Origin of the sequence: Enterobacter sp. BNK-18, from assembly GCF_047456135.1 — a bacterium.
In the GTDB taxonomy this organism is placed as follows: Bacteria; Pseudomonadota; Gammaproteobacteria; order Enterobacterales; family Enterobacteriaceae; genus Enterobacter; species Enterobacter ludwigii.
In genome coordinates this window covers 3,424,961-3,446,352 of sequence record NZ_CP179899.1, presented here as the reverse complement: position 1 = coordinate 3,446,352, position 21,392 = coordinate 3,424,961, and the positions used below count along the sequence as shown (strand labels likewise).

Below are 21,392 nucleotides of genomic sequence, written 5' to 3'. Positions count from 1 at the left end.
AAACTGGTTTCAGAAAGGTATAGTGACGTCAAATTTAATAAAGTTCGGGTAAAGTTGAGTGAGATTAATAATCCCCTTAGGTAAGGCCCCATTGCAGAAATATTATTCTGCGTAAGTAATCATTTCGGCGCGGATTAATTTCATCCGAAACTGTATTTCATTTTTTTGACATTCTCCCCGGTTATCTTTTTTTCTTCCTGGCACACTCACACTATGCTCTCAGAGTGGCCTTGATCACACTTTTATGCTCATCCCCGCTACTCCTCCCTGCCTAATCCCCTGCGGGATGAGGAAGAGGCGAAATGAGCCTGGCACACTAGCGCCAACATGTGTTTTCTCTCTACAGGATGCCAATTCCCTATGTCACAGCCTACCTTTAACAAAGCTCAATTCCAGGCTGCCCTGACGCGTCAGTGGCAGCGTTTTGGCCTTCACGCTGCAAACGAGATGACGCCTCACCAGTGGTGGCAGGCAGTGAGCGGTGCGCTCGCGGAGCAGCTGGATGCTCAACCGTTGGCAAAACCGGCGAAAGACCAGCGCCACGTTAACTACATCTCAATGGAGTTCCTGATTGGCCGTCTGACAGGTAACAACCTGTTGAACCTCGGCTGGTATAAGGAGGTGGGTGATGTGCTGAAAGAGCATGACATTAACCTGACCGACCTGCTGGAAGAAGAGATTGACCCGGCGCTGGGTAACGGTGGTCTGGGACGTCTGGCGGCCTGTTTCCTTGACTCGATGGCCACCGTGGGTCAGTCGGCCATTGGCTACGGTCTGAACTACCAGTACGGCCTGTTCCGTCAGTCGTTTGCTGATGGTCATCAGATGGAAGCGCCGGATGACTGGCACCGCAATACTTACCCCTGGTTCCGCCACAATGCACAGCTTGATGTGCAGGTGGGCATTGGTGGTAAAGTCACGAAGCAGGGGCTGTGGGAGCCTGCGTTTACCCTGACCGGCGAAGCCTGGGATCTGCCGGTGCTGGGCTACCGTAACGGCGTGGCGCAACCGCTGCGTCTGTGGCAGGCAAAGCACGCTCATCCCTTCAACCTGACCAAATTCAACGACGGCGATTTCCTGCGTGCCGAGCAGCAGGGGATCGACGCCGAGAAACTGACCAAAGTCCTTTACCCGAACGACAACCATCTGGCGGGCAAGAAACTGCGTCTGATGCAGCAGTACTTCCAGTGTGCCTGTTCCATTGCGGATATTCTGCGTCGTCATCACCTGGCGGGCCGCAAGCTGGCGCAGCTGCCGGACTTCGAAGTGATCCAGCTTAACGATACGCACCCGACGATTGCGATTCCTGAACTGCTGCGCGTGCTGATTGACGAGCACCAGCTGGGCTGGGATGACGCGTGGGCGATCACCAGCCGTACGTTTGCCTATACCAACCACACCCTGATGCCTGAAGCGCTGGAGTGCTGGGATGAGAAGCTGGTGAAAGCCCTGCTGCCGCGTCATATGCAGATCATCAACAAGATTAACGACGCGTTTAAAAAGCAAGTGGATAAAACCTGGCCGGGCGACAAAGCGGTGTGGGCGAAGCTGGCTGTGGTACATGACAAACAGGTGCGCATGGCGAACATGTGCGTGGTAAGCGGTTTTGCGGTGAACGGTGTGGCGGCGCTGCACTCGGATCTGGTGGTGAAAGACCTGTTCCCGGAATACCACCAGCTGTGGCCGACCAAATTCCATAACGTGACTAACGGCATCACGCCGCGTCGCTGGATTAAGCAGTGCAACCCGCTGCTGGCTGGCCTGCTGGACAAAACCCTGAAGAAAGAGTGGGCCAACGATCTGGACCAGCTTATCAATCTGGAAAAGTATGCCGACGACGCGGCATTCCGCGAGCAGTACCGCGCCATTAAGCTCGAAAACAAAGTGCGTCTGGCGCATTTTGTCAAAGCGCGTACCGGGATTGAGATCAACCCGAACGCCATTTTCGATATTCAGATCAAACGTCTGCATGAGTACAAACGCCAGCACCTGAACCTGCTGCATATTCTGGCGCTGTATAAAGAGATCCGCGAGAACCCGCAGGCTGACCGCGTACCGCGCGTGTTCCTGTTTGGGGCGAAAGCCGCACCGGGCTACTACCTGGCGAAAAACATTATCCTCGCCATTAATAAAGTGGCCGCGGCCATCAATAACGATCCGAAAGTGGGTGACAAGCTGAAGGTGGTGTTCCTGCCGGACTACTGCGTCTCTGCAGCTGAGATGCTGATCCCGGCGGCGGATATCTCCGAGCAGATCTCCACGGCAGGGAAAGAAGCTTCCGGTACCGGCAACATGAAGCTGGCGCTGAACGGTGCGCTGACCGTCGGTACGCTCGACGGCGCGAACGTCGAGATCGCCGAAAAGGTGGGGGAAGAGAACATCTTTATCTTCGGCCATACCGTCGAAGAAGTGAAAGCCCTCAAAGCCAAAGGTTACGACCCGGTGAAATGGCGTAAGAAAGACAAAGTTCTTGATGCGGTTCTGAAAGAGCTGGAAAGCGGTAAGTACAGCGATGGCGATAAACATGCCTTTGACCAGATGCTGCACAGCATGGACAAACACGGCGGTGACCCGTATCTGGTCATGGCGGACTTTACGGCCTATGTGGACGCGCAAAAACAGGTCGACGTGCTGTATCGCGACCAGGAAGCGTGGACCCGGGCGTGCATTCTGAACACCGCCCGCTGCGGGATGTTCAGTTCTGACCGCTCAATCCGTGATTATCAGGCTCGTATCTGGCAGGCAAAACGCTAAGGAAGCGCGATGGAGAGTAAACGTCTGGACAGTGCCGCGCAGGCGGCGGGGATCAGCCTCAGTTACATTAATGCTCACGGCAAACCACAGTCTATTGGCGCCGACACCAAAAGACGTTTGCTGGATGCCATGCACAAGACCGACGCGAAAGCGTCGGTTGCTCCGGTGCCGAACGTAAAGGTGTTTACCGCCGGTAAAAAGATGCCGCTAACGGTAAACGGGCGCGGCGAATTTAGCTGGCTGCTCACGACCGAAGAGGGGCAACAGCACAAAGGCCACGCCACCGGTGGCAAAGCGCTTAACCTTCCGGCAAAACTGCCGGAGGGCTATCACACGTTAACCCTCACGCAGGACGACCAGCGTTTTCATTGTCGGGTGATTGTTGCGCCAAAACGCTGCTATGAGCCGCAAGCGTTGCTCGAGGGTAAAAAGCTGTGGGGGGCCTGCGTGCAACTCTACACGCTGCGCTCTGACAGCAACTGGGGTATCGGCGATTTTGGCGACCTGAAAAAGATGCTGGCGGATGTGGGCGAGCGCGGCGGTGCGTTTATAGGCCTCAACCCCATTCATGCGCTCTATCCGGCGAACCCGGAAAGTGCCAGTCCGTACAGCCCGTCATCCCGTCGCTGGCTGAACGTGATTTACATTGACGTGAATGCCTTAGACGATTTCAAAAGCAGCAAAGAGGCGCAGGCGTGGTGGAACCTCACGACCACTCAGCAGGCGCTGAAGCAGGCGCGCGAGACGGACTGGGTAGACTATGCCACCGTCACCGCACTGAAAATGGCCGCGTTACGTCTGGCGTGGAAAGGTTTTTCGCAGCGTGATGATGAGCAGATGTCGGCTTTCCGCCAGTTTGTAGCTCAGGAAGGCGAGAGCCTTTACTGGCAGGCGGCGTTCGATGCATTGCATGCTTATCAGGTAAAAGAGGACGAAATGCGCTGGGGCTGGCCGGTATGGCCGGAAGCGTATCAATCTGTCGATACGCCCGAAGTGCAGGCGTTCTGCAAAAAATATGCTGACGAGGTGGATTTCTTCCTCTGGCTGCAGTGGCTGGCTTACAGCCAGTTTGCCGCCTGCTGGCAGGTGAGCCAGGGCTATAAAATGCCGATCGGCCTGTACCGCGATCTGGCCGTTGGCGTGGCGGAAGGCGGGGCGGAAACCTGGTGTGACCGCGAGCTTTATTGCCTGAAGGCCTCCGTGGGCGCACCGCCGGATATTCTTGGCCCGCTCGGCCAGAACTGGGGTTTGCCGCCGATGGATCCGCACGTCATGGCCGCGCGGGCTTACGAGCCGTTTATCGACCTGCTGCGCGCCAACATGCAAAACTGCGGCGCGCTGCGAATTGACCACGTGATGTCCGTCCTGCGTCTGTGGTGGATCCCTTATGGTGAAACGGCTGACCACGGCGCGTATGTACAGTATCCGGTTGACGATCTGCTCTCGATCCTGGCGCTGGAGAGTAAACGTCATCAGTGCATGGTGATCGGCGAAGATCTCGGTACCGTGCCGGTTGAGATTGTCAGTAAGCTCCGCGACAGCGGCGTTTACTCCTATAAAGTGCTCTATTTTGAAAACGACCATGAGAAAACCTTCCGCGCGCCGAAAGCGTACCCTGAACAGTCAATGGCAGTCGCGACGACGCATGACCTTCCTACGCTTCGTGGCTATTGGGAAAGCGGCGATCTGACGCTCGGTAAAACGCTGGGCCTGTATCCGGATGAAGAGGTCTTACGCGGGCTGTATCAGGATCGCGAGCTGGCGAAGCAAGGGTTGCTTGATGCGTTACACAAGCATGGCTGCCTGCCGAAACGCGCCGGGCATAAGGCTTCACTGATGTCGATGACGCCTACGCTCAACCGCGGATTGCAGCGCTATATTGCCGACAGCAACAGTGCCCTGCTGGGTCTGCAGCCGGAAGACTGGATTGATATGGCGGAGCCGGTGAACATTCCGGGTACCAGCTATCAGTACAAGAACTGGCGTCGCAAATTGTCCATCACGCTTGAGAAGATGTTTGCCGATGACGGGGTGAACAGGCTGATTAAGGATTTGGATAAGCGCAGAAAAGCGGTGGGTAAAACGCGGTAGTCTCGCAGAGAGAAGAAAGCCGGGTAAGCGCAAGCTACCCGGCTTTTTGATATCAGATAACCATGTTCAACAGCAGAACCCCGACCAGACCACACACCGAAATAATGGTTTCCAGTGCAGACCAGGACTTGATGGTTTCACCGATAGTCAGGTTGAAATATTCCTTGAACAGCCAGAAGCCCGGATCGTTCACGTGAGAGAAAATCACGCTACCGGAACCTACCGCGATAACCATCAGCTCAGGGCTCACGCCCGTCGTCGCAATCAGCGGCGCAACGATACCACCGGCGGTGATTGCTGCAACGGTTGCAGAGCCGAGCGCGATACGCAGCACCGCAGCGATAGACCACGCCATCAGCAGCGGTGACACATTGGTTTCATGCATCATGGCCGCGATGTATTTATCCACGCCGCTGTCGACCAGCACCTGCTTGAACGCACCGCCACCACCGATAATCAGCAGCATCATGGCAATGATTTTGATGGAAGAGGTCAGCGTGTCGTTAATCTGATCCATCGAACGACCACGGTTCAGGCCGAAGGTGAACATCGCAATCAGCACCGCAATCAGCGTCGCCATCACCGGGTCGCCCAGGAATTCGGCAACGGACAGGAACGGGTGGCCTTTTGGCAGGATCATTTCCGCCACGGCACGCATCGCCATCAGGATAACCGGCACCAGAGAGGTCCAGACGCTGACGCCAAAACCAGGCATCTCTTCTTCCGTGAAGGTTTTCGCGCTGTACAGACCTTCCGGGATAGGCTTATCAATCCCTTTCAGGAAGCGGGCATAAACCGGGCCGGCCAGGATCACCGTCGGGATTGCCAGAATCGTACCGAACAGCAGGGTTTTACCCATATCGGCATGGAAGATGGTGGCGATCGCGGTTGGACCCGGGTGTGGTGGCAGGAAACCGTGCGTAACGGACAGCGCGGCGGCCATCGGTACACCGACATACAGCAGTGGAATGTTCGCTGCCGCTGCGATGGTGAACACCAGTGGCAGCATCAGCACGAAGCCCACTTCATAGAACAGTGCGAAACCGACGGTAAACCCGGTTAACACGACCGCCCACTGAATATTCTTCTTACCAAATTTGGCAATCAGCGTGGTGGCAATACGCTGGGCGCCCCCACAGTCCGCCAGCATTTTGCCGAGCATAGCGCCAAAGCCCATGATCAGTGCCAGGCTACCGAGCGTGCCGCCGACACCGGCTTTAATGGAGCTGATGACTTTCACCAGCGGCATCCCTTGCATCAGACCGACTGCAAGTGCCACCAGAACCAGAGCGATAAACCCGTTCATTTTGAAACGGATCATCAAGAGCAGTAATAACACAACACCGATAGCAACGATGACTAATGGCATGATTTACCTGGCCTTTGAATTGTTATGGGTAACGTCATTGTTTCAACGACAAATTCCGATTGTCCCAACTGGGAACAGAGTGTTAACGGCACTAATACTGTTGCCTTGGAAACTATTAAGTTTAGTCGGCTGTTATGAAGGTGCTTAGTGCCCACGAGAATGATACGGGTAACATGTCGTGGTTGAGAATCACCCTGGGGGGCTAAATTTGAATTATGAGACGCAGGTCAACATATGGGGAGGCAAGGCAGGGAGGGGAAAGCAGGCCCGGTAAGCATAGCGCCACCGGGCAAAAGCAGGCGGGCGCTTAGTAGTAAGAGTGCTCGCCGCGCTGGTGTTCGGTCAGATCGCGCACACCTTTCAGTTCCGGGAATTCGTTCAGCAGCTGCTTCTCGATCCCTTCTTTCAGCGTGACATCAACCATTGAACAACCGTTACAGCCGCCGCCGAATTGCAGGATCGCCAGGCCGTCTTCAGTGATTTCCATCAGGGAAACACGACCGCCGTGGCCCGCCAGCTGTGGGTTGATCTGAGACTGCAGCAGGTACTCGACGCGCTCCATCAGTGGGGCATCGTCAGACACTTTACGCATTTTGGCGTTTGGTGCTTTCAGGGTCAGCTGAGAACCCAGCTGATCGGTGACGAAGTCGATCTCCGCATCTTCAAGATACGGTGCGCTCAGCTCATCAACGTAAGCCGTGAGCTGTTCAAATTTAAGGGCAGTGTCAGTCGCTTCCACTGCGTCCGGAGGACAATAAGAGACACCACATTCTGCATTCGGAGTGCCTGGATTGATCACAAACACGCGGATCTGCGTCCCTTCTTCCTGATTTGCCAGCAGTTTGGCAAAGTGCGCTTGTGCAGAATCGGAAATACGGATCATAGCTTTGGCCTAATAGTTGACTAAATTACCTGGGTATAATCATACGCCCATTGAAGAAGGGCTACAAGGTACGGCACAGACACCATACCTGAACCGACGCGGCGCCGCTTTGCAAAAGCAGTCGGGAAAGTTCAGCAACGGTACTGCCTGTGGTGACGACATCATCCACAATCGCGATATGGAGGCCTTTGACCGGGAATTCAAGACGAAAGGCATTTTTGAGGTTCCTTTTGCGAAGCCGGGCCGTGAGCTGATGCTGGATGGCCGTATTATGGACGCGTTTGAGCGCACGGGCGTCGTAACGGCAACCGAGCCATCGCGCGAGCGGGCGGCAAAGCAGGTCACTTTGGTTGTAGCCGCGTCGCCAGTGTCGGCGACGGTATAAAGGCACGTTAACCACCATGTCGATGTTCGGCAGGCCGCGGGTGCGTCGCGCCTGTAAAACGGCCAGCAGTAACAGGCGGGCGAGGGGACGCGCCAGCACACTCTGGCCGGCAAACTTCAGCGCATGTATAAGGCCGCTTAACGGCGCAACATAATCATCCACAGCCACCAGGGCACACCACGGCGGCGCTTTTTTCAGGCAGCGGCCGCAGGGAACGTCTCGCCCGGTGGCATTTAGCCCACACTGCGGACACGTCATCGCCTGCCTTTTCAGCGAGCGGGTGCAAACGGAGCAGACGCCCCATGCGCTGAGGGCAAGCGGCATCCGGCATAGCCAGCACAAGCCAGGCACTGTTAACATGTGCAACCTCCATGTGAAAAAAGAGAACAGTAACTGATGAAGACGCTGTGGTGGCAGACCGTAGGGACGGGAAATTGCCATCTTGTGCTGCTGCACGGATGGGGCCTGAATGCCGAAGTATGGAATTGCATAACCGGGGAACTCGCCTCGCAATTTACCCTGCATCTGGTGGATTTACCGGGCTTTGGCCGCAGCCGCGGCTTTGGGGCAATGTCGGTCGAGGAGATGGCGCAGCAGGTGCTGGACGCTGCGCCGCAACACGCCATCTGGCTGGGCTGGAGCCTGGGCGGGCTGGTGGCGAGCCAGATTGCGTTGACCCATCCCGAGCGCGTGCGTGCGCTGGTCACGGTAGCCTCGTCACCGTGCTTCAGTGCGCAGGACGACTGGCCGGGCATAAAACCGGATGTGCTGGCCGGGTTCCAGAAACAGCTGAGCGAAGACTTCCAGCGGACCGTTGAGCGTTTCCTGGCCCTGCAGACAATGGGAACCGACACCGCGCGTCAGGATGCCAGAGCGCTGAAGCAGACCGTGCTTTCCCTGCCGATGCCGGACGTTGAGGTGCTTAACGGGGGGCTTGAGATCCTCAAAACCGTCGATTTGCGTGAGCCGCTGGCCGCGCTGGCGATGCCGCACCTGCGTATCTACGGCTACCTCGACGGGCTGGTGCCGCGTAAAGTGGTTCCAGTGCTGGATTCACTCTGGCCACAAAGTGAGTCTCTGGTGATAAACAAAGCCGCGCATGCGCCGTTTATCTCTCATCCGGCGGAGTTTTGTTCAGCGCTCGTTGCGTTAAGTCAACGTTTAGACTGATTATTTTCTATCCAGCCTGGAAAAAGTTTCACACCGCAACCATACTCCAGATGTCGTTGCGGTTGTTCTGCCTACGATAATCAAAACAACAATCCTATGGAGAGTCAGGCTATGAAACTTGTTACAGGTATCGTCACTTCTCTGGTTATTGGGTCACTTTCATTTGGCGCCTTTGCGGCACAAGAGCTGGAAAAAGATAAAGTTGCCGGGATGAATCTGACCAAAGTTGGTGAGATTTCTACGTCTGACACGACCGCGCCGATGGACGCCAAAAGAGAGCTGTCTAAGAAAGCGGATGAGCTGGGTGGGAAGTACTACGTCGTCACCAGTGCCGAAAAACAGACCAAAAACGTGCGCGCAACGGCGGACGTCTATAAGTAATACGTTAATGCCGGGCAGCGATGCCCGGCTTTATGCGCGCAGTGCCCACCACTCTCTGAGGCAGGCTTTTCCTTCCGGGCAGCTTTTACAACTGCCGGACAGGCAGCCCTCCGCCTCTTCCTGAATACGCACCGCTTTTCCCATGGCTTCCAGTCTTTCCAGCATGGCATCGATCATCGGCTGTGGCGTATGCAGGGTGAGGCTCAGCTGTTTCGCCTCCATTCGCCCTTGTAACGCCAGCAGATCACGTACCTGAATCAACGATGCCATGGCTTACCCCTTAGTGACAGTCGCCCGCCGGGCTGTTGCAGCAGGTGGCAGCCGTTTTGCGGTTTGCCAGCAGGTTGATATCAACCCGGCTGCGTGCCCGGCGTAGCAGGCCGAGAACGAGCACGTTAAACAGCACAACCGCCAGGATGCACACCAGGCTATACCGCGGGTGCTGGCTAAAGTTAACGGTCTGATAAAAGAGCGTCGCCAGCGAGTAAGCGATGTTGAGCCCCCACAGAATGGAGAAGCCCATCCAGCCACGGCTGGACTCGCGGGCAATCGCACCCATGACGGAGATGCACGGAATATAGAGCAGAACAAAGATGAGGTAGCTGTAGGCCGCAGAGGCGCTACCAAATTTCTCGCTCATCACGCCCATGGCACCCGTTGCCATTTCGCCGTCACCTTTACTGGCCTCAATAGGGTTCGCCAGCACGCTCAGGCTGAAGGTGTCTTTCAGGCTCTGCCATGTCTCTTCGACGGCGCCCAGCAGTTCGTTACCGAGATGAAACTCTGCCGGATTGAACGCTTGCTCCTGGATGTTCTCCGCGGTGTAGAGCGTATTCAGGGTCCCGACGACCACCTCTTTCGCCATCGCACCGGTGAACAGACCGACGGTCGCCTGCCAGTTATCGTCATGGACGCCGATCGGTTTGAAGACCGGGGTTATGACGCGGCTGACGGAGGCGAGGGCGGAGTCGTTGATGTTATCCGCAGCCTGTCCGCTCAGGGTGAAGCTGTTCAGCGCGCTCAGGAAAATACTCACGATAACAATCACTTTACCGGCACGCAGGACGAAGCCTTTCAGGCGCTGCCAGGTCTGGATCACCAGGCTTTTAAGATGGGGGACGTGGTAGACCGGCAGTTCCATAACGAACGGCGACGCTTCGCCGCGCATGATGGTGTGTTTCAGCATCAGCCCCGTGAGAATGGCCATGACGATACCCAGCACGTACAGCGAGAAGACCGCCAGTGCCCCCTGCTGCCCAAAGAAGGCCGCGGCAAAGACCGCGAAGATAGCCAGTCGTGCACCGCAGGACATAAACGGTGCCATCATAATGGTCATCAGACGTTCACGCGGTGCATCCAGCGTACGGGCACCCATAACCGAGGGCACGTTACAGCCGAAGCCCACGATCAGCGGCACGAAGGATTTGCCTGGCAGACCGAGCGCCTGCATCAGGCGATCCATGACGAAGGCGGCGCGTGCCATGTAACCGGAATCCTCAAGGAAGGAGAGGAACAGATACATCATGCCGATTTGCGGCACCAGAGGCAGTACGGTGTTGATACCACCGCCAATCCCCTGGGCAAGGAAGATGGTCAGCCATTCCGGGAAATGCAGGGTGTAACCCACCCACTGAATGCCATGAACAAAGATAGCAACGGAACCGGCATCGAAAATCGGCTGGAGTGCGCCACCAATGTTAATGGCGAGCAAGAACATCAGGTACATCACCAGCAAGAAGACCGGCAAACCGAGGAAGCGGTTAAGCACAACCTTATCCACGGCCGCGGTGAAGCGGCTCGGTTCCGCCGTCAGGGCGTTACTGACCACGTCGCAAATCGCGGCGATGGCCTGATAGCGAGCATCAGCGATATGCAGGGCCGGATCATCCAGCTCGTCGCTCAGACGGGCGAGGACCACGTCCAGTTTATCTGCCGCATGACCAGCATAGGCGCGGCTGTAGATATCCCCTTCCAGCATTTGCAGGCCGAGCCACAGGCGCTGTTTCGCGGGCATGCTTTGGTCCATCTCTTGTGCCAGCAGATCCGCTTCGCGCAGAAGTGGCTGGGCGTAGTGCACCAGCTCAACGTTACGATTTCCCGCGTGGCGATCGATAGCCAGTTTCAGGGCATCAATACCGCGGGCGCGCGTCGACACCAGCGGAACGACCGGGCACCCCAGCCGTGCGGAGAGGGCATCGACGTCGATACGCAGTTTCTGTTTCTCTGCAATGTCGAGCATGTTGAGCGCCACGATGCAGGGAATGCCCAGCTCCAGCAGCTGCAGCGTCAGGTAGAGGTTACGCTCAAGGTTTGAGGCATCAACCACGTTGATGAGCAGATCCGCGTCGCCGCTAAGAATATAGTGGCAGGCAATCTGCTCATCGAGCGAAGTTTGCGAGGAGATCGTGGTTAAGGAGTACGTGCCGGGCAGGTCAACCAGCGTGACCTGGTTATCTGTTGTTGAGAACAGGCCTTCTTTACGTTCAACCGTTACGCCAGCCCAGTTACCGACGCGCTGGCGCGCACCCGTGAGCTGGTTAAATAGCGTTGTCTTGCCGGAATTAGGATTGCCAATTAAGCCAATAGTTAATTTTTTCATTTTTCTGGACTCACTGAAACCGCTGGCTTGTTATCGGGATAAGGCTTCGACTTCTATTAATGCGAGATCTTTTTTACGCAATACCAGATTTACGCGTCGGGTTTCGATATGCACCGGATCACCTAACGGGGCGACGCGCACGACCTGAAATGACGAGCCGGGCAGCATGCCCAGCGACAGCAGCTTTTGTCGATAGGCTGGGCTAATTTCGTGGGTAAAACCGGTAATTTTCCATGCACTGTCTGGAGTGAATTGCATAATGCCTGATTCCACGAGAGGTTAAAATATCTACTATGGGATGATAATGAGAATAGTTTTTATCAGCAATAATAAAACTGTGACGGAATGTTGTTTGCGGTATTAATTTACGGCCTGTTTGACCTTGCTCAATATTTACTGATTCTGCGGCAGGGAGAGGAAAGGCTTATTTGTTAATAGTGTGATCACTGATAGTTGAAATATAGATATACAACCGGTTTCATATTTTACAATTAATTTCGGCGGGATATCGGCCCGGTGAGTGACGCATCACCGGGCCTTTTTTATGCGGTTAGCGTTTCTTACCCATTGCTGCCGCCAGCGCATCCATCATGGCGCTGTTGCCCGCAGGCTGGGCGTCACGTCCGCGTGGCTTCGCCGCTTTTGCGGCCGGGCGCTGCTGCTCGCGTCCGCCGCCGTTACTGCCGCGGCGCGCGTTGGTTTCACCTGGCTGCTCGTCCAGACGCATCGTCAGGGCGATACGCTTACGCTGCAGATCCACTTCCATCACCTTCACCTTCACAATGTCGCCCGCTTTGACCACGGTATGCGGATCTTCAACGAATTTATCGGCAAGGGAAGAGATGTGGACCAGACCATCCTGATGCACGCCGATATCGACAAACGCGCCAAAGTTGGTGACGTTAGTGACCGCCCCTTCGAGTACCATGCCTGGAAGCAGGTCATTCATGGTTTCAACGCCGTCGGCGAAGGTCGCGGTTTTAAACTCAGGACGCGGATCGCGGCCCGGTTTTTCCAGCTCTTTGATGATGTCCGTGACCGTCGGCACCCCGAACTGTTCGTCGGTAAAATCGACCGCCTTCAGGTTGCGCAGCGCGCTGCTGTCGCCCATCAGGTCTTTCAGCGCCTGCTGGGTTGCGGCCAGAATGCGTTCCACTACCGGGTACGCTTCCGGGTGAACGGTTGAGGCATCCAGCGGGTTATCGCCGTGGTTGATGCGCAGGAAGCCTGCACACTGCTCAAACGCTTTTGGCCCCAGACGGCTCACCTTCAGCAACTGCTGGCGGTTCTGGAACTGGCCGTTTTCATCACGCCAGGCAACGATGTTTTGCGCCATCATGCGGGTTAAGCCCGCCACGCGGGTCAGCAGGGGAACAGAGGCCGTGTTCAGGTCAACGCCGACGGCGTTTACGCAGTCTTCCACGACCGCATCCAGCTTACGGGCCAGCTGAGTCTGGCTCACGTCATGCTGATACTGGCCGACGCCGATGGATTTCGGGTCGATCTTAACCAGCTCCGCCAGCGGATCCTGCAGACGACGGGCGATAGAAACCGCACCGCGCAGGGAAACGTCCAGGTCCGGGAACTCCAGGGCGGCCAGTTCAGACGCCGAATAGACGGAAGCGCCCGCCTCGCTGACAATCACTTTCTGTGCGGTGACTTTCGGGAACTGTTTCTGCACGTCGAGGTAGAAACGCTCGGTTTCACGGGAGGCCGTACCGTTGCCGATGGCCACCAGCTCCACGTTGTATTTCTCGCACAGCGCCGCAACCACGACGGCAGCCTTCGCCGCCTGGCCGGTATGCGGATAAATGGTGTCGGTAGCCACCAGCTTGCCGGTACCGTCAACCACGGCCACTTTTACGCCGGTACGCAGACCCGGATCGAGACCCATGGTGGCGCGCAGGCCGGCAGGTGCGGCCATCAGCAGGTCGTGCAGGTTACGGGCGAAGACGTTGATTGCTTCGTCTTCGGCGCGTTCACGCACGGTGCCCATCAGTTCGGTTTCGAGGTGCATCAGCACCTTGATGCGCCACGTCCAGCTCACCACGCCTTTGCGCCAGCTGTCTGCCGGCGCGTTGTTCAGGCGCAGGCCGAGGTGGTCGATAATGATCTGCTCGCAGTGGCTCTCTTTTGGTGGCTCGTCAAACTGTGGATCGGCATTCAGGGAGAGCTGGAGCACGCCTTCGTTGCGGCCGCGGAACATCGCCAGCGCGCGGTGTGAAGGGGTGGTAGAGATGGGTTCGTGATGATCGAAATAATCGCGGAACTTGGCGCCTTCTTCCTCTTTCCCGCTGACCACGGTAGAGACGATGTGGGCGTTTTTCCACAGATAGTCACGCACTTTCGCGAGCAGGGCGGCATCTTCGGAGAAGCGCTCCATCAGAATGTAGCGCGCGCCGTCGAGTGCGGCTTTGGTGTCTGCGACCCCTTTATCGGCATCGATAAACTTCGCGGCTTCGGTTTCCGGGTCGTGGGACGGTTCGTTCCACAGCAGTTCGGCCAGCGGCTCCAGGCCTGCCTCAATGGCAATCTGTCCACGGGTGCGGCGCTTCGGTTTGTACGGCAGATAAAGGTCTTCGAGTTCGGTTTTGCTCAGGGTGCCGTTGATTGCGGTTTCCAGCTCGCTGGTCAGTTTTCCCTGTTCGCCGATGGATTTGAGGATCGCCTGACGACGGTCTTCCAGTTCACGCAGGTAACCGAGACGGGTCTCCAGGTTACGCAGCTGCGTGTCATCCAGACCGCCGGTGACTTCCTTACGATAACGTGCAATAAACGGCACGGTGTTCCCTTCATCAAGCAGGCGAACGGCAGCTTCTACCTGTTCGGCTCTGGCCTGAAGTTCACCCGCAATAATGCGGCAGAGCGAATCTTTCATCATGGCTTTATCATCTGTTGAGTCGAAAAAATCAGGGGATAGTTATACGGGCTGACACGGCAAAATGCCAGCCGCGGAGGGCGCTCTCGGACTATTTAACGTACGTAATTTCGTTGACGTACCAGCTGGCTTCGCCGCCAGGGGTCTGCACGACGGCCAAATCGCCCACTTCCTTTTTCAGCAGCGCACGGGCCATTGGTGAGTCGATAGAGATGTAATCCTTACGACCAAAAATTTCGTCATAGCCGACGATACGAAAACGCAGGGTGTCGCCATCGTCGTTCTCAATCTCGACCCACGCGCCGAAAAACACTTTGCCTTCCTGCTGTGGGGAGTAATCCACTATTTTGAGGTTCTCAAGGCATTTGGTCAGATAGCGGACCCGCCGGTCGATTTCACGTAACCGTTTTTTGTTGTACTGGTAGTCAGCATTTTCACTGCGATCGCCCAGGCTTGCGGCCCAGGTCACTTTCTTGGTCACTTCAGGACGCTCTTCGCGCCACAGGTAATCCATCTCTTTTTTGAGTTTCTCATACCCTTCGCGGGTGATCAGGGGCGTTTTCATGGGGTGACCTTAAGACTCGACATCATTGCATTCTTTGCGCACATTACGTATCACGTAGTCTAACAGACAACGTTAATAATGATTTATGTGATGAAATGTGCAGATAAGCTGCTGTTAAATATGCTTTGTAACAATTTCGACTAGAATTTATACCAGAATTAGCTGGTCGAACACGTGCACTTTTTTAGAATACGCTGTTATTAGACTATCCGAACCTTTGGGAGTACACACAATGCAAGAGAACTACAAAATTCTGGTCGTGGATGACGACATGCGCCTGCGTGCGCTGCTTGAGCGTTATCTGACCGAGCAGGGCTTCCAGGTTCGTAGCGTGGCCAACGCTGAGCAGATGGACCGTCTGCTGACCCGCGAATCATTCCATCTTATGGTACTCGACCTGATGCTGCCTGGTGAAGACGGGCTTTCCATCTGCCGCCGTCTGCGTAGCCAGAGCAACCCTATGCCGATCATCATGGTGACGGCGAAAGGGGAAGAGGTTGACCGCATCGTTGGTCTGGAAATCGGCGCTGACGACTACATTCCAAAACCGTTCAACCCGCGGGAACTGCTGGCCCGTATTCGCGCCGTGCTGCGCCGTCAGGCGAACGAACTGCCTGGCGCACCGTCGCAGGAAGAAGCGGTGATTGCGTTTGGTAAGTTCAAGCTGAATCTCGGTACCCGTGAGATGTTCCGTGAAGATGAACCTATGCCGCTCACCAGCGGTGAGTTCGCGGTGCTGAAAGCGCTGGTCAGCCACCCGCGTGAGCCGCTTTCACGTGACAAGCTGATGAACCTGGCGCGCGGCCGTGAATACTCCGCAATGGAACGTTCCATTGACGTGCAGATCTCCCGTCTGCGCCGCATGGTGGAAGAAGATCCGGCGCATCCTCGTTATATTCAGACCGTATGGGGTCTGGGCTACGTGTTTGTCCCGGACGGCGCTAAAGCATGAGGCGAATGCGCTTCTCTCCGCGAAGCTCATTTGCCCGTACGCTGTTACTGATTGTCACCCTGCTGTTTGTCAGCCTGGTGACAACCTATCTGGTGGTGCTGAACTTTGCGATCCTGCCGAGCCTCCAGCAGTTCAATAAGGTTCTGGCATACGAAGTGCGTATGCTGATGACCGATAAACTGCAACTGGAGGACGGCACGCAGTTAGTTGTTCCCCCGGCGTTTCGCCGTGAAATCTACCGTGAGCTGGGTATTTCGCTTTACTCCAACGAAGCGGCAGAAGACGCTGGCCTGCGCTGGGCGCAGCATTATGAGTTCCTCAGTCAGCAGATGGCGCAGCAGTTAGGTGGCCCGACGGAAGTGCGCGTTGAGGTCAACAAAAGCTCGCCGGTCGTCTGGCTGAAAACCTGGCTGTCACCCAATATCTGGGTGCGCGTCCCGCTGACCGAAATTCACCAGGGTGACTTCTCACCGCTGTTCCGCTACACCCTTGCCATTATGCTGCTGGCGATAGGCGGCGCGTGGCTGTTTATTCGTATACAGAACCGACCGTTGGTCGACCTGGAGCACGCTGCGCTGCAGGTCGGTAAAGGGATTATTCCTCCGCCACTGCGTGAGTACGGCGCCTCAGAAGTGCGTTCCGTTACGCGGGCCTTTAACCATATGGCGGCCGGCGTGAAGCAGCTGGCAGACGACCGTACGCTACTGATGGCGGGCGTGAGTCATGACCTGCGCACGCCGCTCACGCGTATCCGTCTGGCGACGGAGATGATGGGCGAAGAGGATGGTTATCTTGCGGAGTCCATTAACAAGGACATCGAAGAGTGTAACGCCATCATCGAGCAGTTCATTGACTACCTGCGTACCGGGCAGGAGATGCCGATGGAGATGGCCGATCTGAATGCGGTACTCGGTGAAGTGGTCGCGGCGGAAAGCGGCTACGAGCGGGAAATCGATACCGACCTGCAGGCCGGAGAAATTCAGGTGCGGATGCACCCGCTTTCCATTAAACGTGCGGTGGCCAATATGGTGGTTAACGCGGCTCGTTATGGCAATGGCTGGATTAAAGTCAGCAGCGGGTCTGAGCTCAACCGCGCCTGGTTCCAGGTCGAAGATGACGGTCCGGGCATTAAGCCAGAGCAGCGTAAGCATCTGTTCCAGCCGTTTGTGCGGGGCGATAGCGCGCGCAGTACCAGCGGAACCGGCTTAGGCCTGGCGATTGTGCAGCGTATTGTGGATAACCATAACGGCTTGCTGGAGATTGGGACCAGTGAGCGGGGCGGTTTAAGCATTCGCGCATGGTTACCGGTGCCGGTGACGCGCGGGCAGGTGAGAGAGAGTTAAAAAAGGGTGGCAAAAGCCACCCTTTTTTTTGCAGGTCGGGTCAGCTGTTACAGCTTCGGACCCGCACTCACCAGCGCTTCACCTGCCGGGGTATCGGTATACTTCTCGAAGTTCTCAATAAACAGTTTCGCCAGCGATTCTGCTTTCTCACGCCACTGCTCCGGTGAGCCGTAGGTATTGCGTGGGTCGAGAATACGGGTCTCTACGCCCGGCAGCGCCGTCGGGATTGCCAGATCAAACATCGGCAGCGTGAAGGTTTCGGCGTTATCGAGTGAACCATCCAGAATGGCGTCGATAATGGCGCGGGTATCTTTGATGGAGATACGTTTGCCGGTGCCGTTCCAGCCGGTATTCACCAGGTACGCCTGCGCACCGGACGCCTGCATGCGTTTAACCAGCACTTCCGCGTACTGCGTCGGGTGCAGCGACAGGAACGCTGCGCCGAAGCAGGCGGAGAAGGTTGGCGTTGGCTCCGTCACGCCGCGCTCGGTACCGGCCAGTTTGGCGGTAAAACCAGACAGGAAGTGGTACTGCGTCTGGCTGGCGGTCAGGCGGGACACCGGAGGCAACACGCCGAACGCATCTGCCGTCAGGAAAATCACCTTCGTCGCGTGGCCCGCTTTTGACACCGGCTTCACGATGTTGTCGATGTGGTAGATAGGGTAAGACACGCGGGTGTTTTCGGTTTTCGAAGCATCGTCGAAGTCGATCGTTCCATCGGCACGCACGGTGACGTTTTCCAGCAGCGCATCGCGGCGGATGGCATGGAAGATATCTGGCTCCGCTTCTTCAGACAGGCGAATGGTCTTCGCGTAGCAGCCCCCTTCGAAGTTAAACACGCCGTCATCATCCCAGCCGTGCTCGTCATCGCCAATCAGACGACGTTTCGGATCGGTAGAAAGGGTGGTTTTACCGGTGCCGGACAGGCCGAAGAACACCGCCACATCCCCTTTTTCACCGACGTTTGCCGAACAGTGCATGGAAGCGATACCGCGCAGCGGCAGCAGGTAGTTCATCACCGAGAACATCCCTTTCTTCATTTCGCCGCCGTACCAGGTACCGCCGATCAGCTGAATACGCTCGGTCAGGTTAAAGGCGATGAAGTTTTCGGAGTTAAGACCCTGCTCTTTCCACTGTGGGTTCGTGCATTTCGCCCCGTTCATCACGATGAAGTCAGGGGTGAAATCCTGCAGCTCTTTGTCGTCAGGACGAATAAACATGTTTTTCACGAAATGCGCCTGCCAGGCCACTTCAGTGATAAACCGCACGGAAAGACGGGTGTCGGCGTTAGCGCCGCAGAAAGCATCAACGATAAACAGACGCTTGCCGGAAAGTTGATGGGTAACGAGCCCTTTCAGATGCTGCCAGGTTTCCGGAGAGAGCGGTTTGTTATCGTTCTTCCCTTTGCCTTTATCAGCCCACCACAGTGTGTCGCGGGTGGTCTCGTCTCGGACGATGTATTTATCTTTCGGCGAACGACCGGTAAAGATACCGGTATCGACGGCGATAGCACCAAGGTTAGTCAACACACCTCGCTCGTATCCTTCCAGTGCTGGATTGAGCTCTTCCTGATACAGCGTATCGTAATCGGGGTTGTAGACGATTTCCTGGACGTCGTGAATACCATAAGCCTTGAGATCTTGCGGGGTTAAACCAGTAACACGCATATCACTGCTCCTTAGCCAATATGTACTGTCTGAAATTGTAGGGTTTTTGTGAGGTTGTTAACCGCGACGGGGCTCATAGATTTACGCATCTGGACAAAACCCTTACTAACGGAAAACGCTGCGACTCCAGTCACAGGGCAGGCGGATTATCGCAGGAATCGCTTTTTGGTTGGGGAAAATGTTCCGAAAAGGTTAATGGGTGGTGATTTTATCGGAAGGAATGTGAATGTAATCGCATACACGTAAGAAAATTACGTAAGAGTTACAGTGTTAAAAACGATTCAGCCAGAGAGGGCTTTTTTGCACGTTGCCCTCTCGCAAAAGGGAGAGGGCAAGGTGAGGGCAGGCTTTGCTTAGTGGACCTGAGGATCCGCCGGGGAGGCGTTGTTGCGGATCTCAGCAATATCCATCGAATTGAACACGTAGTGCGTACCGCAGTAGTCACAGTGCATATCGATTTCGCCGTCTTCCGCCATGATGCTGTCGATCTCTTCATCCGGCAGGGTCTTCAGCGCGCCAGCGCAGCGTTCACGTGAACAGGTGCACTTAAATTCCACCGACTGTGGGTCGTAAACCGTCACTTCTTCTTCGTGATAAAGACGCCACAGGACATCGGTCGCCGACAGGGTGAACAGCTCTTCTGCTTTGACGGTTTCCGTCAGGGTCGCGAGGTGCTCGAAGTCGTTGGTCTGCGCGTCCTGCGCAGGCAGAACCTGCAGCAGCATACCGCCAGCAGCAGGCTGACCGTCTACTTCACCGGTGCGGATGAACAGACGCGTCGGCAGCTGTTCTGAACGCATGAAGTAATCTTCCAGGCAGGCTGCCAGCGTATCGCCTTCGAGGCCAACCACGCCCTGATAGCGCTCACCTTCCTCCGGGGAGATGGTGATGACCAGATAGCCATTACCCACCAGCGTTTTCAGGTCCGCGTTTTCAGGAACATCGCCCTGTACGCGCGCCACGCCACGCATCTGCTGCTGGTTATTACCGTTGATGACCGCCAGGGTCATAGGGCCATCACCCTGCAATTGCACGGTGATATCCCCGGCAAATTTCAGGGTGGCAGTCAGCAGGCTGGTGGCAACCAGCAGTTCGCCCAACAGGGTTTTCACCGGCAGCGGGTAGTTGTGGTTTTCCAGAATCTGTTTCCAGGTTTCGGATACGGTGACCAGCTCGCCGCGCACGGCGAATTGTTCAAACAGATAGCGGTGTAATTGGTCGTGTTGGGCCATAATAGTCTCTCGTGCAGGTGAGGGTTACTCGATCTCACCGTGTTTAAATTTCATCAGATCGCGGCGCTCTTTTTTATCCGGACGCCGGTCCGGGTGGGGCATTGTCAGCGCATTCATTTTGCGCGCCAGCGCGGTCTTCTCGCGTTTTTCAATGCTCTCAGCCGTCTCTTCATACAGCAGGACGGCTTCGGTTGCGGGCCGTCGTTGTTCAGTAATGGCTTTAATCACCACGGTACGTTCATCGTTGCCCTGACGCAGCGTTAAGGTGGCATTCAGTTCGACCAGCTTGCTCGGTTTGCTGCGCTGGCCGTTGTAATGCACTTTACCGCCGTCAATCATGTCGCGGGCAAGGGCGCGCGTTTTATAAAAACGGGCCGCCCACAGCCATTTATCCAGTCTTACCCCTTCAGAGGGTTTTTCTTTCATGGCCTCTCCTTCACGGTCAGTGAGGGGATCATCTGGCGATAGTCGTTCAGCCCCGGATGGCGCAGATAGCTTTTTTCAGCCAGGCCAGAGTCAGGATTGGTAACGCCCAGACAATAGCGAATGCCAAACCTGGCCGCGGAATCCAGAATAGGCTCGCTGTCATCAATAAACAGCGTGCGTTCCGGCTGCAAACCGGTCTCTTCCGCCACCGCATGCCACAACCGCTGATCCTCTTTCGGATAACCAAATGTGTGGGTGGAAAGTAATAAATCAAGGTGCGAAGCAAGACCCGTATGCTCCAGCTTCACGGCCAGATTGTGAGGATGGGCGTTGGTCAGCAAGATACGGCGCTTGCCGCTCGCTTTCAGCGCATCCAGAAAAGGCACGGTATCCTCACGCAGTACGGCGCGCGGGCCCTGGGCGGTGGTCATGGCACAAATATCCAAACCGAGGCGCTCGCTCCAGTAGTCAAGACAGTACCAGTTTAGCGTATGCTGCACCGCGCTATATTGCGAACGAATGAATTCCTGCGCTTCTGCCGGGGAGATCCCCTGCTGTTCACCATAGGTTTCCGGAACCAGCTTTTGCCAGAAATAGTTATCAAAGGCGAGGTCGAGCAGCGTGCCGTCCATATCCAGCAGAACGGTATCAACCTCCTGCCAGGCGATATCAAGATGCATAAGGGGGAACTCCAGCC

At 56.0% G+C, this 21,392-nt stretch carries 18 protein-coding genes; 6 read left to right on the top strand and 12 right to left on the bottom strand.

All coding sequences use genetic code 11. From position 1 onward, the window contains the following. Positions 1–360 precede the first annotated feature (360 nt). Both malP and malQ read left to right on the top strand, forming a co-directional pair. A complete protein-coding gene (malP, locus tag ACMGG3_RS16660) occupies positions 361–2,754 on the top strand; it encodes a maltodextrin phosphorylase (RefSeq protein ID WP_328704638.1) in 2,394 nt (797 codons plus the stop codon). A 9-nt stretch (positions 2,755–2,763) separates the two neighbouring features. Next, positions 2,764–4,845: a 4-alpha-glucanotransferase gene (gene malQ, locus ACMGG3_RS16655; RefSeq protein ID WP_025202852.1), complete on the top strand. Its 2,082-nt coding sequence runs from the start codon at positions 2,764–2,766 to the stop codon at positions 4,843–4,845. Positions 4,846–4,897: 52 nt separating this feature from the next. Here the strand turns inward: malQ and gntT are convergent, their stop codons facing one another. From gntT to gntX, 3 genes are all read right to left on the bottom strand, one after another. Beyond that, positions 4,898–6,214 carry a gluconate transporter gene (gntT, locus tag ACMGG3_RS16650; protein WP_014171973.1) on the bottom strand — a complete coding sequence of 439 codons (1,317 nt, stop codon included), beginning with the start codon at positions 6,212–6,214 and terminating at the stop codon, positions 4,898–4,900. A gap of 307 nt (positions 6,215–6,521) precedes the next feature. Next, positions 6,522–7,097 carry a Fe-S biogenesis protein NfuA gene (gene nfuA, locus ACMGG3_RS16645; protein WP_003861601.1) on the bottom strand — a complete coding sequence of 192 codons (576 nt, stop codon included), beginning with the start codon at positions 7,095–7,097 and terminating at the stop codon, positions 6,522–6,524. Positions 7,098–7,158: 61 nt separating this feature from the next. Then, a complete protein-coding gene (gntX, locus tag ACMGG3_RS16640; protein ID WP_020884567.1) occupies positions 7,159–7,842 on the bottom strand; it encodes a DNA utilization protein GntX in 684 nt (227 codons plus the stop codon). A gap of 36 nt (positions 7,843–7,878) precedes the next feature. Here gntX and bioH point away from each other — a divergent pair, with 36 nt between their 5' ends. Both bioH and ACMGG3_RS16630 read left to right on the top strand, forming a co-directional pair. Further along, on the top strand, positions 7,879–8,652 hold the full coding sequence (gene bioH, locus ACMGG3_RS16635; RefSeq protein WP_025202854.1) for a pimeloyl-ACP methyl ester esterase BioH: 774 nt from the start codon (positions 7,879–7,881) through the stop codon (positions 8,650–8,652). A gap of 111 nt (positions 8,653–8,763) precedes the next feature. After that, positions 8,764–9,033: a YdgH/BhsA/McbA-like domain containing protein gene (locus ACMGG3_RS16630; protein ID WP_020884569.1), complete on the top strand. Its 270-nt coding sequence runs from the start codon at positions 8,764–8,766 to the stop codon at positions 9,031–9,033. A gap of 30 nt (positions 9,034–9,063) precedes the next feature. Here the strand turns inward: ACMGG3_RS16630 and feoC are convergent, their stop codons facing one another. The 5 genes from feoC to greB form a co-directional block, all read right to left on the bottom strand. Continuing rightward, a complete protein-coding gene (gene feoC, locus ACMGG3_RS16625) occupies positions 9,064–9,303 on the bottom strand; it encodes a [Fe-S]-dependent transcriptional repressor FeoC (RefSeq protein WP_014171968.1) in 240 nt (79 codons plus the stop codon). 10 nt (positions 9,304–9,313) lie between these two features. Next, positions 9,314–11,632 carry a Fe(2+) transporter permease subunit FeoB gene (feoB, locus tag ACMGG3_RS16620; protein WP_050737691.1) on the bottom strand — a complete coding sequence of 773 codons (2,319 nt, stop codon included), beginning with the start codon at positions 11,630–11,632 and terminating at the stop codon, positions 9,314–9,316. Positions 11,633–11,662: 30 nt separating this feature from the next. Next, entirely contained in the window at positions 11,663–11,890 is a 228-nt protein-coding gene (gene feoA / locus ACMGG3_RS16615) for a ferrous iron transporter A (RefSeq protein ID WP_020884570.1), read from the bottom strand. Between the two features lie 292 nt (positions 11,891–12,182). Continuing rightward, positions 12,183–14,513 (bottom strand): Tex family protein, encoded by a 2,331-nt coding sequence (locus ACMGG3_RS16610; protein ID WP_025202857.1) that lies wholly within the window; start codon positions 14,511–14,513, stop codon positions 12,183–12,185. An 88-nt stretch (positions 14,514–14,601) separates the two neighbouring features. Next, positions 14,602–15,075: a transcription elongation factor GreB gene (gene greB, locus ACMGG3_RS16605; RefSeq protein ID WP_014171964.1), complete on the bottom strand. Its 474-nt coding sequence runs from the start codon at positions 15,073–15,075 to the stop codon at positions 14,602–14,604. 232 nt (positions 15,076–15,307) lie between these two features. Here greB and ompR point away from each other — a divergent pair, with 232 nt between their 5' ends. After that, a complete protein-coding gene (ompR, locus tag ACMGG3_RS16600; protein WP_006177890.1) occupies positions 15,308–16,027 on the top strand; it encodes a two-component system response regulator OmpR in 720 nt (239 codons plus the stop codon). Then, positions 16,024–17,370: a two-component system sensor histidine kinase EnvZ gene (gene envZ, locus ACMGG3_RS16595; RefSeq protein ID WP_014171962.1), complete on the top strand. Its 1,347-nt coding sequence runs from the start codon at positions 16,024–16,026 to the stop codon at positions 17,368–17,370. Before ompR ends, envZ begins: the two co-directional genes overlap by 4 nt. Positions 17,371–17,417: 47 nt before the next feature. Here the strand turns inward: envZ and pckA are convergent, their stop codons facing one another. The 4 genes from pckA to yrfG all read right to left on the bottom strand — a co-directional run bounded on the left by pckA (position 17,418) and on the right by yrfG (position 21,375). Then, positions 17,418–19,037, bottom strand: a complete 1,620-nt coding sequence (gene pckA / locus ACMGG3_RS16590) for a phosphoenolpyruvate carboxykinase (ATP) (RefSeq protein WP_014171961.1) — start codon at positions 19,035–19,037, stop codon at positions 17,418–17,420. Between the two features lie 353 nt (positions 19,038–19,390). Beyond that, positions 19,391–20,269 (bottom strand): Hsp33 family molecular chaperone HslO, encoded by an 879-nt coding sequence (gene hslO, locus ACMGG3_RS16585; protein ID WP_014171960.1) that lies wholly within the window; start codon positions 20,267–20,269, stop codon positions 19,391–19,393. A gap of 24 nt (positions 20,270–20,293) precedes the next feature. Then, entirely contained in the window at positions 20,294–20,695 is a 402-nt protein-coding gene (hslR, locus tag ACMGG3_RS16580; RefSeq protein ID WP_014171959.1) for a ribosome-associated heat shock protein Hsp15, read from the bottom strand. Beyond that, the gene (gene yrfG, locus ACMGG3_RS16575; protein ID WP_025202858.1) at positions 20,692–21,375 is read right to left on the bottom strand and encodes a GMP/IMP nucleotidase; all 684 of its coding nucleotides are present in this window, start codon (positions 21,373–21,375) and stop codon (positions 20,692–20,694) included. The genes hslR and yrfG overlap by 4 nt, the downstream gene beginning before the upstream one ends. Positions 21,376–21,392 lie beyond the last annotated feature (17 nt).